This window comes from Capnocytophaga sp. oral taxon 323 (assembly GCF_001278825.1).
Classification (GTDB): domain Bacteria; phylum Bacteroidota; class Bacteroidia; order Flavobacteriales; family Flavobacteriaceae; genus Capnocytophaga; species Capnocytophaga ochracea.
Genome location: NZ_CP012589.1, coordinates 892,646 through 906,640, shown reverse-complemented (window position 1 = coordinate 906,640; position 13,995 = coordinate 892,646). Strand labels below are relative to the sequence as shown.

The 13,995-nt window shown below is 38.7% G+C and carries 14 protein-coding genes and 1 pseudogene; 9 read left to right on the top strand and 6 right to left on the bottom strand.

What is annotated here, in order from left to right:
• Positions 1-628 precede the first annotated feature (628 nt).
• From AM608_RS12435 to hemW, 5 genes and pseudogenes are all read left to right on the top strand, one after another.
• Positions 629-790 (top strand): annotated as a pseudogene (locus AM608_RS12435) (phosphinothricin acetyltransferase).
• An 89-nt stretch (positions 791-879) separates the two neighbouring features.
• The gene (pepE, locus tag AM608_RS03995; protein WP_053580840.1) at positions 880-1,572 is read left to right on the top strand and encodes a dipeptidase PepE; all 693 of its coding nucleotides are present in this window, start codon (positions 880-882) and stop codon (positions 1,570-1,572) included.
• Positions 1,573-1,740: 168 nt separating this feature from the next.
• Positions 1,741-2,274, top strand: coding sequence for a hypothetical protein (locus AM608_RS03990; protein ID WP_002672833.1), 534 nt, complete (start codon positions 1,741-1,743; stop codon positions 2,272-2,274).
• A gap of 13 nt (positions 2,275-2,287) precedes the next feature.
• Positions 2,288-2,833, top strand: a complete 546-nt coding sequence (ruvC, locus tag AM608_RS03985; RefSeq protein WP_002672831.1) for a crossover junction endodeoxyribonuclease RuvC — start codon at positions 2,288-2,290, stop codon at positions 2,831-2,833.
• Positions 2,834-2,846: 13 nt separating this feature from the next.
• Positions 2,847-3,998 carry a radical SAM family heme chaperone HemW gene (gene hemW / locus AM608_RS03980; RefSeq protein WP_082315819.1) on the top strand — a complete coding sequence of 384 codons (1,152 nt, stop codon included), beginning with the start codon at positions 2,847-2,849 and terminating at the stop codon, positions 3,996-3,998.
• On the opposite strand, the gene AM608_RS03975 is transcribed toward hemW, so the two are convergent.
• From AM608_RS03975 to AM608_RS03955, 5 genes are all read right to left on the bottom strand, one after another.
• Complete coding sequence (locus tag AM608_RS03975) at positions 3,972-4,445, bottom strand: hypothetical protein (RefSeq protein WP_053580838.1); 474 nt, start codon at positions 4,443-4,445, stop codon at positions 3,972-3,974. The genes hemW and AM608_RS03975 overlap by 27 nt on opposite strands.
• Entirely contained in the window at positions 4,438-5,766 is a 1,329-nt protein-coding gene (locus AM608_RS03970) for an exonuclease domain-containing protein (RefSeq protein WP_053580837.1), read from the bottom strand. Before AM608_RS03970 ends, AM608_RS03975 begins: the two co-directional genes overlap by 8 nt.
• A 99-nt stretch (positions 5,767-5,865) precedes the next feature.
• Positions 5,866-6,213 (bottom strand): 50S ribosomal protein L19, encoded by a 348-nt coding sequence (rplS, locus tag AM608_RS03965; protein ID WP_002672812.1) that lies wholly within the window; start codon positions 6,211-6,213, stop codon positions 5,866-5,868.
• 156 nt (positions 6,214-6,369) lie between these two features.
• Positions 6,370-7,062, bottom strand: coding sequence for an LrgB family protein (locus AM608_RS03960; RefSeq protein ID WP_053580836.1), 693 nt, complete (start codon positions 7,060-7,062; stop codon positions 6,370-6,372).
• Complete coding sequence (locus tag AM608_RS03955; protein ID WP_009410752.1) at positions 7,062-7,406, bottom strand: CidA/LrgA family protein; 345 nt, start codon at positions 7,404-7,406, stop codon at positions 7,062-7,064. Before AM608_RS03955 ends, AM608_RS03960 begins: the two co-directional genes overlap by 1 nt.
• A 127-nt stretch (positions 7,407-7,533) precedes the next feature.
• Here AM608_RS03955 and AM608_RS03950 point away from each other — a divergent pair, with 127 nt between their 5' ends.
• The 3 genes from AM608_RS03950 (at position 7,534) to AM608_RS12685 (ending at position 11,277) form a co-directional block, all read left to right on the top strand.
• The gene (locus AM608_RS03950; RefSeq protein ID WP_002672807.1) at positions 7,534-8,499 is read left to right on the top strand and encodes a hypothetical protein; all 966 of its coding nucleotides are present in this window, start codon (positions 7,534-7,536) and stop codon (positions 8,497-8,499) included.
• Between the two features lie 130 nt (positions 8,500-8,629).
• Positions 8,630-11,050, top strand: a complete 2,421-nt coding sequence (locus AM608_RS03945; protein ID WP_371179202.1) for a glycoside hydrolase N-terminal domain-containing protein — start codon at positions 8,630-8,632, stop codon at positions 11,048-11,050.
• 92 nt (positions 11,051-11,142) lie between these two features.
• On the top strand, positions 11,143-11,277 hold the full coding sequence (locus tag AM608_RS12685) for a hypothetical protein (protein ID WP_256379124.1): 135 nt from the start codon (positions 11,143-11,145) through the stop codon (positions 11,275-11,277).
• Positions 11,278-11,383: 106 nt separating this feature from the next.
• On the opposite strand, the gene AM608_RS03940 is transcribed toward AM608_RS12685, so the two are convergent.
• Positions 11,384-12,643 carry a M64 family metallopeptidase gene (locus AM608_RS03940; protein ID WP_053581831.1) on the bottom strand — a complete coding sequence of 420 codons (1,260 nt, stop codon included), beginning with the start codon at positions 12,641-12,643 and terminating at the stop codon, positions 11,384-11,386.
• 310 nt (positions 12,644-12,953) lie between these two features.
• On the opposite strand from AM608_RS03940, the gene AM608_RS03935 reads away from it, so the two are divergent.
• The gene (locus AM608_RS03935; RefSeq protein ID WP_053580835.1) at positions 12,954-13,991 is read left to right on the top strand and encodes a glycosyltransferase family 9 protein; all 1,038 of its coding nucleotides are present in this window, start codon (positions 12,954-12,956) and stop codon (positions 13,989-13,991) included.
• Positions 13,992-13,995 lie beyond the last annotated feature (4 nt).

The following is a 13,995-nucleotide window of genomic DNA, read 5'->3' as shown; positions in this document are numbered from 1 at the left end:
AGAAAATGAGAAAATGAGAAAATGAGAAAATGAGAAAATGAGAAAATATTATCAGTTTATTCAACTTTGCCAAAGTTTCAAACTTTGGCAAAGTGTGTACCCCTAAAAGTGACATATTTGAGCTATCGGAAGGAAACGGAGCAATTCGGAAGAAGGGAGGGAGAGGTTTTGGAGAAAAAACGCTATGAGGAAGGTGGGGTTAGCTTATAGAGAGCTTATAGAAAGCTTATACGAATCTTGGACGATTGGTATAGAAAGGGTATATAAATAGTTGATTCATAATATCATACAACAATGTAAAAAATGTTAAAAACGGGGTTTCGAGGCGAAAGAAAGAGGAAGAGGTGATAGGCCTTAGGCCATAGGCACTAGGGGGAGTGTGACGGAAAAGGAGAAGGGATAATTAGGGAATTAGCAAATTAGAAAATTAGTAAATGGGGAAGTGTGAGGTCTTAGGCCACAGGCAATAAGGGAAAAGTGTAATAGAAACCTCCCCCTAGCCCCCTTCAAAGGCGAGTCGTTTATTTGGTAAGCCCCCGAACCCCCGAAGGGGGACAAGCAGGAAAAGGAGACAAACCTCCCCCTTTACACATACCCAGCTGTCGCTTGCTACCTCAGAGAGGGGGAACTGTGGCGAGTCGTTTATTCGGTAAGCCCCTGAACCCCCGAAGGGGGACAAGCTGGAAAAGGAGGCAAACCTCCCTCCTTACACATACTCCGCCATAGCGGTGCACATACCCAGCTATTGCTGGCTACCTCAGAGAGGGGGAATGTGGCGAGGGAAAAGTAAAGGTAAAATGGAGGTAAAATAAAAGAGGAAGGGATACAAGCTATTTGATTTTTTATTATCTTTGCGTGTTATAACTAAATAAAACAGTGATGAAAAGAATATTATTAGCGAGTACTTCTACTGTATATGGGGGTACTTATCTTTCTTATTTACAAGATGAATTGATTGATTTCTTTGCAGGAATTGACGAAATATTATTTGTGCCTTATGCACGCCCCAGTGGGATTACGCACGATGAATATACTCAGATTGCGCAACAGTTTTTCAATGGGGTAGGGAAGAGGGTAGTGGGCTTACACTCATTCGCTGACCCTAAAAAGGCTATTAGGCAGGCAAAGGCGATTTTTACAGGCGGAGGTAATACCTTTGTGCTAGTGAATCAGTTGTACGGATTGGAAGTGATGGACGTATTGCGTGAAGCAGTAGAAAATGGGACGCTTTATATGGGAACAAGCGCAGGGAGTAATATCGCTGGACAGACAATGCAGACTACTAATGATATGCCTATTGTTTACCCGCCTTCGTTTAAAACCTTAGGGCTTGTGCCTTTTAATATCAACCCTCATTACCTTGACCCAGACCCCCAAAGTAAACACAAGGGAGAAACTCGCGAAACGCGAATTAAGGAATTCCACGTTTTTAACGATACTCCTGTGATAGGTTTGCGAGAAGGTAGTTGGCTACGTGTGGAAGATGAGAAGGTTAGCCTTAAAGGCGATTTGACGGCTAGAATCTTCCTAAAAGGGCAAGAACCTTACGAAAGTACGGAAATTTTGTTGTAGGCAAAGGAAGGAATGTACTATACTTATAATCAGATTGTTATATAATAGGTTTGACGAAAAAGAAGATTAGAAGGGAATATTTTTACGAAGAAAAAGTGTTATTTATTTTTGTAAATCAATTTTTTGTAATACTTTTGAGCCGTAAAAACACTTATTAGACATTTAATTATGAAATTTTACTTTTGTTTTTTAGCCTTATCATTGGCACTTGTAGCGTGTAACGACAATGGTAACCAACTCACTCCTGAGCAGAAAGAAGCAAAATTGCAACATAAGTTGGACTCGATAGCTGAAATAAAATTCTCGGAAATAGTGAAGGAAGACGTAGACTCTTATCCTATTTTTAGAGGGGTATGTGATACAGCAACGACGAAGATAGGACAGAAAGAATGTTTTGAGAGGACTTTTACAACCCTTTTTCAAGAGCGTTTGAAAAAAGCCCCTTATGAAGTAACAGAGCCTGTTACTGACCGTGTATTACTGAATATAAAGGTGGATAATACAGGTAAAATAGTGCTTATAGATATAGAAGCCAATGATAAGACAAAAGAATTACTAAGTACTGATAGTGAAACCTTTGAAGACTCATTACGCGCTAATTTATCGGCGCTCTCAGAGCAAGATGCTATCGTACCAGCTACCAAGAACGGACTGAACGTGAGTACGCAATTTAATTTGCCTATTGAAATTAACGTTAAATAATTGGTCGTAGCTTTTGGAACGCATTATTTTAGGTATTGACCCAGGCACTACTATTATGGGGTTTGGGCTTATTCAGGTGGAAAGAGATACTATGAAGCTCTTACAGCTGAATGAGCTTCAACTTAGTAAATACAGCAATCACTACTTAAAACTAAGTGTGATTTTTAATCGCACTTTGGAGCTAATAGATACCTATAAGCCTGATGAATTGGCTATTGAGGCGCCCTTCTTTGGCAAGAATGTACAATCGATGTTGAAACTCGGAAGAGCGCAGGGAGTGGCGATGGCAGCGGGGCTATCGCGTGAAATTCCTATTACTGAATACGAACCTAAAAAAGTGAAAATGGCTATTACGGGTAATGGTAGTGCCTCCAAGGAACAAGTAGCCAAAATGCTTCAACAACTTCTGAATATAAAAGAACTCCCCAAACATTTTGACGCAACCGACGGTCTGGCGGTGGCTGTTTGTCACTTTTTTAATGGTGGCAAGTCGCAAAAACAACAAAGTTATAGTGGTTGGGACGCTTTTGTAAAACAAAATCAAGACCGTATAGGTTAAAAAATACTTCATTTTGTATAGCTTATACATTCATATTCCCTTTTGTAGGCGTGCTTGTTATTATTGTGATTTCCATTTTTCGACTACTCTGAAAAGAAAAGGAGAAATGGTAGATGCCCTTTGTGAGGAACTCATTTTGCGCAAAGGGGAAGCCGTAGGTAGTGAGTTACAGACAATCTACTTAGGAGGAGGGACGCCCAGTATCCTTTCGTATGAGGAATTACAACAGCTTTTTCGCACTATCTTCACACATTACAAGGTAAATACCACAGCTGAAATTACCTTAGAAGCTAATCCTGATGACTTTTTTAGAGCAACTTCTCCCGAGCAATTTTTGAAACAATTACGCTCTTTGGGTATCAATAGGCTCAGTTTAGGAGTGCAGTCGTTTTTTGAAGAAGACTTGCGATTGATGAACAGAGTGCATACGGTAAGCCAAGTAGAGACTTTATTACAAATAGCTCCACAGTATTTTAATAATATCACGATTGATTTGATTTACGGCATTCCCCGAATGAGTGAGGAACGCTGGCAGGAGAATATCAATAAGGCACTGTCTTTCGATATTCCGCATATTTCAGCCTATGCGCTTACGGTAGAAGAAAAAACAGCTTTGCACAAGTTTATTGCTACGGATAAAATCGCACCAATAAGCGATGAGCAGGCTTACACTCATTTTCAAATGTTGATAGATACACTGGAAGCAGAGGGTTTTATACAATACGAGTTTTCAAACTTTGGCAAAGAAGGGTATTTTAGCAGGAATAACACGGCTTATTGGTTTGGCAAGCCCTATATGGGAATAGGTCCTTCAGCCCACAGTTTTAACGGGAAGGAGCGTAGTTGGAATATCGCTCATAACATTAAGTATATACAACAAATACAGCAGGGGATTTTGCCACAGGAAAAAGAAGAACTTACCCTTAATAACCGATATAACGAACTCATCATCACGCGTATACGCACGATGGTAGGGATTGATTTGGAAGAAGTGAGAACAGTATTTGGGGAAGGTTACCGCCAATATTTGTTACAACAAGCACAGAAGTACCTTGCCGATGAGCTTTTAGTTATAGAAGAAAACCATCTGAAAGTAACGCGCAAAGGCAGATTCCTCTCAGATGGTATAGCTTTGGATTTATTTAGGGTGGATGACCTCACTTAGTGGTTTGAAGGTAGGGTTTAGATTCCCGTTGATATGGTATTCCAAAAGTAGGTCACCCCATAATTCACCATCAGTAAATTCACAAATCACCCATTTTTCATTCAGTATTCTTATTTTATTAAACAAGAACTTCCCATTGCTTTCAGATTTGATGTAAGGGTTTTTAGTATCCTTTACGTTCATCTCCATTAAAGCATTGACAACAATTTGTGAAGGATTGTCAATTTTCAAATCTTCGAAATACTGTTGTGCTAACTCGTTTGTTTCGAGACTGAAATTAAGCGCTTCGATGCGTTGTTCATCGAGTTTCTTGATAGAATCGGTGAGTTTTGAAATCTTCTCAGCTGATTCTTTCATCGCTGTAACATTTGCATTGCTATCTGTTTGGTTGCAACCGGCTAAAAAGGCAAAAGCTCCTAAAAGCGTAATAAAAAATCGTTTATTCATTATGATAAGGTTTTTGTTCGCTTAGATTTAGCACTTTTACTTTGGGTTTTCGTCGCAAGTAAGCGTGCAAAAGGTGACGGTTTGTTAATGAATTGGGTAAAGGAGTGATGAGGTTTTGTAACATCTCTAATTGAGTAAGCTGGAAATTCAGATTAAAGAAGGCATAGCCTTGAATATTGCCATCGACTACTAAAATAATGCTTTTCTCGCCTATTACTCTACCTTTATCTACAATAGCTACGTTTCGGTGCACAAGTCCGTATTTTGAAAGCACCTCAGAGGCGCGCGAGTTATACTCCTCAACGGTTTCGTTATTGAAATCTACTTCGTTTAAATGGTACTCTTCAGTGATTTGATTTAAAAAGTGCTGGGCTTGTTCTTTGGTTTCAAAAGTAGTGATAATTTCGTTTTGAGTGGATAATAATTCTATTGAAAAATAAAGATATCCCTTAGTATTAAAGTGAGAAGTAAGTGCATAAGTGATATTTATTTCTTTTTCAGGATTTCGCCTATTGCATTTTGGGAGGTTGAGGTGTATTTCTTCTAACCTTTTTAAAGCAGCGATGAGTTCATTGCCTGTTTCTTGATAAGTAACTCGATAAGTATGGCGTTGCAAGTATCTATCGCGTTTGGACGGAGAAGTGAAGAGCCTGTTTACTTGTTGTTTGATATTTTTGTGTTTCCCGATGTAAATGACCTTACCTTCTTCGTTATGCATATAAAAAATCCCTAATGTTTCAGGGAGAGTGTCGAGTATTTTTAGATGACGAGAAGCCATTTCTAAACGAATATCTTGCTTGACAGAGGTAGTAATGATATCCTTTTTGGTGTCCTTTTCGAGTAGGTATTTAAAGAGTTTTAGAGTAGCCAAGGCATCACCAGAAGCGCGATGCCGGTCGCTTACAGGAATACCTAAGGAGCGCACTAACTTACCTAAACTATATGATTCTTTATTGGGAATGAGTCGCTCGGAGAGTTCTACGGTGCAGAGGGTTGTACGGACAAAGTCGTATCCTAAGCGACGAAATTCAGTTTGCAAGATGCGATAATCGAAGGCGGCATTATGACCTACGATAATGCAATCGGTGGTAATTTCGACAATGCGTTTGGCAACCTCATAGAATTTAGGAGCATTGCGCAACATTTTGTTGTTGATGCCTGTAAGTTTAGTGACGAACTCTTGAATGGGGCGTTCGGGGTTTATCAATGATATGAACTGGTCGGTTATTTCGTGCCCGTTGAACTGATAGATGGCGATATCGGTAATGCCCTCTTCATTGTATTTACCTCCTGTGGTTTCTATGTCGAGTATTGCGTACAAATGTTTAGGTGTTAGGTTTTATGGATTAGGTATTAGAAAAGAAAAAAGCAAAGAGGAAGGAAGGTCTTACTCTTTGCTTTTATAAGTTTGTTTAACTGATTAGCGAACTTCTTTAATACGGGCTTTTTTACCAGTAAGTCCTCTAAAATAGTAAATGCGAGCACGTCTTACTTTACCTTTTTTGTTTACTTCAATTTTTTGAAGAGCAGGCATATTGATAGGGAAGATACGTTCTACACCTACGGTTCCTGACATTTTACGAATAGTAAAAGTAGCGGTTACGCCGTGACCTTTGCGTTGAATAACAACGCCTTTAAAAAACTGAGTACGTTTTTTATCACCCTCTTTAATCTCGTAATACACAGTGATAGTATCACCAGCCGAGAAATCGGGGAAGTCTTTTTTTTCGATAAAGTTGTCTTGTACGTACTTTAATAATGGTTCCATAAAAAATATAAATAATTATGTTATCAATGGGCAACATTCACGACTCTCGCCAGAGGTTACTCCAAATCGGGGGCAAAGGTAGTACTTTTTTTTGAATTAGCAAGATACCTGTAAAAGAAAAATTTTGTAATGTGCTAATGAGATGTGATAAGTTACTTAAAAAAGCGAATGTACTACTGGGGGTGCTAATACAGCGGTAAAGATGCCGTTAAAAATCATTCCTAAACTAGCATATACTGCGTATTTTTCACTTAGGTTGAACGCCGCCATAATACCCAAAGCGTGAGAAGCGGTACCTAATGAAATACCTTTAGCCATAGGACTTTTGATACGAAACCAATTCAGGAAGGTAATACCAAAAAGATTCCCTAAAAAACCAGTGGTCATTACCGCCATTACTGTAATAGGTTCAATACCATTGAGCATACGCGATACTTCTAACGCAATGGGGGTAGTAACTGATTTTGGGGCTAATGAAATGGCGATATCGTCTTCGAGCCCTAACCATTTGGCTACCAAACAAACTGTAAGTACCCCTACTAAACTACCTACAAACTGAGAGAGCACTAAGGGTATCAGCTGCTTTCTTATCTTAGAGAGCTGTAAATAGAGAGGTACCCCCAAGGCTACAATAGAGGGTTTGAGCCAAAAATCGATATACTTACCGGCTTCTTCGTATTTTTGAGGAGAAATACCAAAGATTATTAGATAAGAAATAAGCACTAAAACAGTGATTAATACAGGATTTAAAAAAACCGAATTATATTTGCGTTGCAAAAGTAATACCCCGTAATAGAGGATAAAAGTAATAGCCAAAAGGAAGGCTTCGTTTTCTACAAAAGGTTTCATTATTTTAATTTTTTACGGAAGAATTGATATACGTGACCAGTTATAACAATCACTACTACGGTACTGATGATAATAGAAAGGAAGATAGCTAAAAAGTTTTCACCTATCTGTTTAAAGTATGCCATAATGCCAATACTTGGGGGTACGAAAAACAATCCTAAATTAGAAATTAATAAATCTGAAAGAGCTTTTATAGACTGTAATTTCACCCAACCAAGCTCTAAAAATAGGGTGAGAAAGAGCATTCCTATGATACTTGAAGGAAAAGGAATGTGTGTGAGAGCAACGATGAGTTCTCCTAAGCCTAAACAGCCGAAAACGATTGCAAAATAACGTATTAACATAATAATTTTGTACTTAAAAAACGGTTGCAAAAGTACTATTTCTTTTTTTAATAGTGTTAAAAAAAATATAAAAATTTGCTTGTTATATATTTTTTTACCTACATTTGCGGAGTAAAAATCATAAGTTATGAGTAATAATTACGACAAACCTATTTTTATGGACTCAGCGTCCAATGGAACAGATGGAGGACAATCGTATCCTTCATATCCCAATGATGATGACAGACCGAGAGGTGGTGTTTTATCGAAAATTTTAATTGCTATTTTGGCTTTGGTAGCAGGAGGCTTAGGTTATTATACCTATTCTCTTAACAAAAACAAAGAGGCAACGGAAGCAGATCTTAACTCTCAGAAAGAGCAAGTGCTTAAAGATTTGAACGCTTTGAAAGGAAGCTACGACAAAGTAGTGGACGATAACAAAAACGTGAATCAGGATTTGCTTGATGCGCGTGACAAGATTGGCAAGTACATCGACTCATTGCAGAATATGAAACTTAATGTTTCGGCATTGGCTCGTTTTAAAAACCAAGCGTTTGCTCTTGCCAAAGAGCGTGATTTCTTAATCAGAAAGAACGACTCATTGGCACGTGCCAACACTGCTATCAGAAAGGATTTAGACAGTGTGTCAGTAAAATTAGACGACACAAGTGCTAAAGCCGATTCACTTGCTCGCCAAGCTAATAGCTTAAAGAAAGTGGTAGAAGCCGGTTCTGCACTTCAAATTAGCAAACTTACAATAGAAGCTGTAAAAGGCACTAAGAACAAAATTACCGAAAGAGGTCGTGCAGCTGAGAAATTAAGAGTTTGCTTTACTGTAGGAGCTAACAGAATAGCAAAATCAGGCTCAAGATACTTCTATGTGAAAGTAGTTTCACCATCGGGAGTTACCTTAGGAGCTAACGACTCTACCTCAGAAGGAGAAAACACAGTGAATTATAGTACAGCTACTCACTTCATCTACGACAATAAGAATGTGGATGTATGTGACTTTATCAGCAGAACAGGAAAAGAGTTTGATAAAGGCACTTATAAAGTAACTGTTTATGATGACCGCCTCAACGAAGTAGGTTCAGCAAATTTATTATTGAAATAGCAGTTTCTTAATATAAAAAATAAAAACAGTTCCATAAATAGTATGGAGCTGTTTTTTTTTGAACAATATTTGGAAGTACGCTACTTGTTTTGTACTTTTGCGACATCTTAATAAAAAATATACCAATCTTATGAGAACCAACTTATTAATTATGTTATTATTTTTAGGAACGCTACTCAAAGCACAACCTCAAGATGTATCAGTAGTGTTTCACAAACCAGCAAATCATTTTACTGAAAGTATCCCTATTGGAAATGGACGTTTAGGAGCTATGCTCTTTGGAAAGACTGATGTAGATAGAATTGTACTCAATGAAATCTCGTTGTGGTCAGGAGGGACACAAGAGGCTGATGACCCTAATGCGCACAACTATCTGAAAGAAATTCAGAAATTACTTTTACAAGGGAAAAACTTAGAAGCACAAGCACTCTTACAACAGCATTTTGTAGCCAAAGGGAAAGGCTCTTGTTTGGGACAAGGAGCTAACTGTAGCTATGGTTGTTATCAAGTATTAGCAGAACTGCTTTTAGATTGGAAAACCACGTCACCGATTCAAGATTACAAACGAGTATTACGCCTTGATGAAGCAATAGCTGTTACTTCGTTTAAACGAGATAATAACTCAATAGAACAAACAGCTTTTGCTGATTTTAAAAACGATGTGATATGGGTGAAAATAAAAGCTACCTCGCCGCTTAATTTAGATATTTCACTCTTCCGCAAAGAGAATGCTACGATTACCTATCAGAATAATAAAATCAGTCTTAATGGTGTGTTACCCAACGGTGGTAAAGAAGGAATGCACTTTGCATCGGTAGTTGATGTACAAACTGATGGGAAGGTAGAGAGTACCCATAAAGCTATAGCTATACAGTCGGCAAAAGAAATTACTTTAAGAATAAGTGCTGTAACTAATTATAACTTTAATAAGGGAGGGCTTTTGGATATTTCAGTAACTAAAAAAGCTAATGAGTACTTGCAAAAAGCCCCTATGAGTTTTGATAAAGCGAAAGCTGAGAGTAGTATTGTTTTTCAGCGATTGTTTAACCGCAATCGCTGGTATGGAAAAGCGAATGCCAATACGGAAGGTCTTACTACTTTTGAGCGATTAGGACGCTTTTATAAAGGTGAGCAAGATGCTTTATTACCTATTTTGTATTATAACTTTGGACGCTATTTGCTTATCTCCTCTTCACGTGAAGGGCTTTTGCCTGCCAATTTGCAAGGTTTATGGGCTGAAGAGTATCAAACGCCTTGGAATGGCGATTACCATTTAAACATCAATATACAGATGAATTATTGGCTTGCTGAGCCTACCAATTTGTCGCAGCTTACCGAACCTTTACAAAGGTTTACTAAAAACTTAGTACCCAATGGAAGCAAAACAGCGAAAGCCTATTACAATGCTAATGGATGGGTGGCTCACGTTATTAGCAATACTTGGTTTTATACTTCGCCAGGTGAATCGGCGACGTGGGGTTCTACTCTTACGGGAGGCGCTTGGTTATGCGAACATATTTGGCAACATTATCTCTTCACTAAAGATATTAACTTCCTAAGAGAGTATTACCCTGTGCTTAAAGAAGCTACAACCTTCTTTGAGAGTCTGCTTATTAAAGACCCCAAAACGGGTTATTGGGTAACAGCCCCTTCAAACTCTCCTGAAAATGCTTATGTATTACCAGAACTGAAAGACGGTAAAAAACAAATAGGAACTACTTGTGTGGCTCCTACTATGGATATGCAAATAGTGCGAGAACTATTTACTAATACAAGTGATGCTGCTAAGATATTAGGTTTAGACAGTAAGAAACGCACAGAGTGGGAACGTATCAGCAGAAATACAGTTCCTAATCGCATAGGTAAAAAAGGAGACCTTAACGAATGGCTTGACGATTGGGAAGATGCTGAACCACAACATAGGCACGTTTCTCATCTTTACGGCTTATACCCATATGATGAGATTACTCCTTGGGATACACCAGATTTAGCCAAAGCCGCTAAAAAGACATTAGAAATAAGGGGTGATGCAGGTACGGGGTGGTCACGTGCGTGGAAGATAAACTTTTGGGCACGACTACAAGACGGCAATCACGCATTACTTTTGTTGCGCCAATTATTACACCCTGTAAACCCTAATATAACTGACGGACAAGGAGGAGGCACTTATCCTAATTTGTTTTGTGCACACCCTCCGTTTCAAATAGATGGGAACTTTGGAGGTACAGCGGGCATAGCTGAAATGCTCTTACAGAGTCACGGGAAGGGTAATGTTATTCGCTTTTTACCTGCTCTTCCTTCTCACCCCGATTGGGAAAACGGCGTTATGAAAGGTATGAGAGCTCGCAATGGTTTTGAAGTAAACTTTGAATGGCAACAATTCAAATTGGAGAAAGCTGAAATTACTTCGCTAAATGGAGGAGAATGCAGTGTGTTATTACCTGCCAATAAGAATGTTTATAGTAAAGGAAAGGTGATTGTAAAAGGAAGTAATAAAGATAAAGTGATAACGTTCAGAACAGAGAAGAACAAAACATATAATATTTATTAAAAGAGCTCAATAAAAGGAAAAGAAGCCTGTACAAAAAGTTTTGTTTTGTGAGGGCGATTTACCAATCGCCCCTACAATATAACTAAAAGAAATTGATTATTGAGGTAATCAACTTTGCTAAAGGTGCGAGCCACACAGGCAAAAACTTTGGCAAAGGTGCGAGCCGCACAGGCAAAAACTTTGGCAAAGGTGCGAGCCAAACAGGTAAAAACTTTGGCAAAGTGTAGCGACGCATAAAAGAAAAAGACGCACTAAGATTTTCTTAGTGCGTCTTTTTTATTTGTATATCTATATCACGAGGTGAGCGTTGAGAGGGTGTTTATGGCTTTCTCTTTATTTTGTGTAAAAGTCTACTATTTTGCGAATAGCACGTTCACACACGGGGCAGAAGCCTTTTGGTTCGTTAGATTTCATACGGCAGTCTTGTGCAGGACTGTAAATGCCTTTACTGGTGTAACCTCCTCCTTCGAAAGCACCTACAACATCTTTATATTTAGGAGTGCGAGGAGTAGGGATAGGAGTCTTCTTTTTTACCATATCCTTCCATTTGCTCTCAAAATTCACCAATGAGGTAATGTTTTCTTCCCAAGGTTCAATTTTAGTATTGTACATCTCTTGAAAAGTGGGATCCCAATCGTAGTAATATTCATCGGCGAGACCTACAAAACCGTGTCCGAACTCGTGTATGTATACCTTTTCAGAAAGGTTGTTATCAGCAGTGCCTAAATTTAGGTGATTGTAGAAACCACCGCCACCATAAGTTTCAGTATTTACTAAGATATAGAGTTGGTCGTAAGGGACTACTGAGGCAGCATCGGCTATTTCACAAATACTGTTGGTGGTGAGGTAGCGTTCTTGATTGAAAGTGTAGAAGGAAGAGTTAAATGCAGTGTTTTTAAAAATGTTCTTTCCAGGTACATCGGTGCCACTTTCTTGAGAAGGTACGGCTATGGCATATACATTGAAATTGTTTTTGAGCTTATCGAAAGGGGAAATGGTGAACATATAATCGGTCATACGTTGCGCATCGGCATAGAATTTCTCGGTTTCGGCTTGGGTGTATCCTTCTGCTAAGATGGCTATATCTACTTTTTTGGAAGCCTCACCATTATACAGTATTTTCTTCACAGGGAAGGCAACGGTTTTTTCTTCTTTTATAAAATAGTCGTTAGGGTCAATCTCACGAGAAGCAATCGTTTCGAAAACACCTTCACGGTTTCGTTTATCGATGTGCAGAGACAGTTTCTTTTTAGGAAAAGGAATTTGCATAGCGTGATAAAAGAGTCGTTTTTCGGTCTTGGCTTCTTCGATTTCCTTCCACTCATCAGCGAGGGAGTTGAAGCCTTTTGAGAAGACAAGAGTTTCGCCGTCGAACAGTTGAAGGCGCAGGTTTCCTAAGTTCGGAAAAACAAGGTGAGTGTGCGAGCCTCCCCAATGAGGTTCACTTTTGAGCTGTTGAAAAATTACCTCTATACGCTGGGCATTGGCTAATAGATTAAAGTCGATTCTAAGGCTTCTGGAGCAATCGAAAACGGTATTATTTTGAGCGAAAGCGGACTGTACAATAAAAAAAACTAAAAATAAGTGTCTCATATTATAAATTTTTACTACATTTGCATATCCATTAACAATTTTCAATCTCAATTATAAGGCAAGAGTGAAGGGGAATACTATACAGAAAAATATACTATCTTATAGGTACCTTATACAAACCTTATACGAATCTTGGAAGATAGACGAAGGCATAATGAACCAATTTCGAACCTTACCTATCTATAAATCGAAGATAAGATAGAATAATATTCTGTTTTCACTAAATGAATTAGCAAAAACAACTTTATCAAAGGTATCCTTTCTATTGAGAAGCCAAAGGTACTAATAAAACTTTAAATACCAAAACAAAATGGAACATTTAGCTATTTTTAGAATGTCGGCGATGGGAGATGTAGCCATCAGTGTGCCGGTTGTAACAGCTTTTTCGGAGCAATATCCCGATGTAAAAATCACTTACCTCACGCGACCGTTATTTGCACCGATGTTTTCACATATTCCTAACTTGGAGGTATTCACTCCTGAAATTAATGGGAAACACAGTGGTTTATCGGGGCTGTACAAACTGTATAAGGAATTGATAGCAAAGGGAATTGACGGTGTGGCAGACATTCACAATGTGTTACGCACTAATGTACTGAAATTCTATTTTAAGGGTAGCAAAATACCTTTCAAGCAAATAGACAAAGGACGTAGAGAAAAGAGAGCACTTACCAGCTATAAGTGTAAAGTGTTTGAGCCTTTAAAGCCTTCGTATGAGCGGTATGCTGATGTGTTTGCTTCTTTGGGTTTCCCGATTGACCTAAGTGAACCATATATTTTACCGCCAGAAGAACCGAGTGAAACGGTACAGAAATTGCTGTGTGAAGGAGTGCGTATAGGGGTTGCTCCGTTTGCGTCGTACATAGGCAAACAGTATCCATTTGAAAAGATGTGCGAGGTGATAACCGCACTTTCTCAACGGTATGACAGTGGCAAGATTTACATCTTTGGAGGAGGAAAAGAAGAGGAAGAGCAGGTGAGCAAAATAAACTTACCTAATGCTGAAAATATGGTAGGGAAGCTCTCGTTTAAACAAGAGTTGGAGCTCATTTCGCACTTAGATATAATGATAGCAATGGACAGTGGGAATGCGCACCTATCGGCGATGTATGGAATTCCGACGCTTACTTTATGGGGAGTGACGCACCCTTATGCGGGGTTTTATCCTTATTTACAGCCTAAGGAGAATGCTCTTTTGGCAGATAGAGAGCAGTATCCACTCATTCCTACTTCGGTATATGGGAAGAAATACCCCAAAGGTTATGAGAAAGCCATAGAGACTATTACAATTGAAGAGATTATAGCGAAGACAGAAGCTATACTAAGTGACTTAACAGAAGAGAAATAATTAA

Excerpts from the sequence above, each read along its gene's own strand:
- pepE (WP_053580840.1), top strand. The coding sequence starts at position 880 with ATGAAAAGAATATTATTAGCGAGTACTTCTACTGTATATGGGGGTACT.
- AM608_RS03990 (WP_002672833.1), top strand. The coding sequence starts at position 1,741 with ATGAAATTTTACTTTTGTTTTTTAGCCTTATCATTGGCACTTGTAGCG.
- AM608_RS03975 (WP_053580838.1), bottom strand. The coding sequence starts at position 4,445 with ATGAATAAACGATTTTTTATTACGCTTTTAGGAGCTTTTGCCTTTTTA.
- rplS (WP_002672812.1), bottom strand. The coding sequence starts at position 6,213 with ATGGAACCATTATTAAAGTACGTACAAGACAACTTTATCGAAAAAAAA.
- AM608_RS03960 (WP_053580836.1), bottom strand. The coding sequence starts at position 7,062 with ATGAAACCTTTTGTAGAAAACGAAGCCTTCCTTTTGGCTATTACTTTT.
- AM608_RS03955 (WP_009410752.1), bottom strand. The coding sequence starts at position 7,406 with ATGTTAATACGTTATTTTGCAATCGTTTTCGGCTGTTTAGGCTTAGGA.
- AM608_RS03950 (WP_002672807.1), top strand. The coding sequence starts at position 7,534 with ATGAGTAATAATTACGACAAACCTATTTTTATGGACTCAGCGTCCAAT.
- AM608_RS03945 (WP_371179202.1), top strand. The coding sequence starts at position 8,630 with ATGAGAACCAACTTATTAATTATGTTATTATTTTTAGGAACGCTACTC.
- AM608_RS03940 (WP_053581831.1), bottom strand. The coding sequence starts at position 12,643 with ATGAGACACTTATTTTTAGTTTTTTTTATTGTACAGTCCGCTTTCGCT.
- AM608_RS03935 (WP_053580835.1), top strand. The coding sequence starts at position 12,954 with ATGGAACATTTAGCTATTTTTAGAATGTCGGCGATGGGAGATGTAGCC.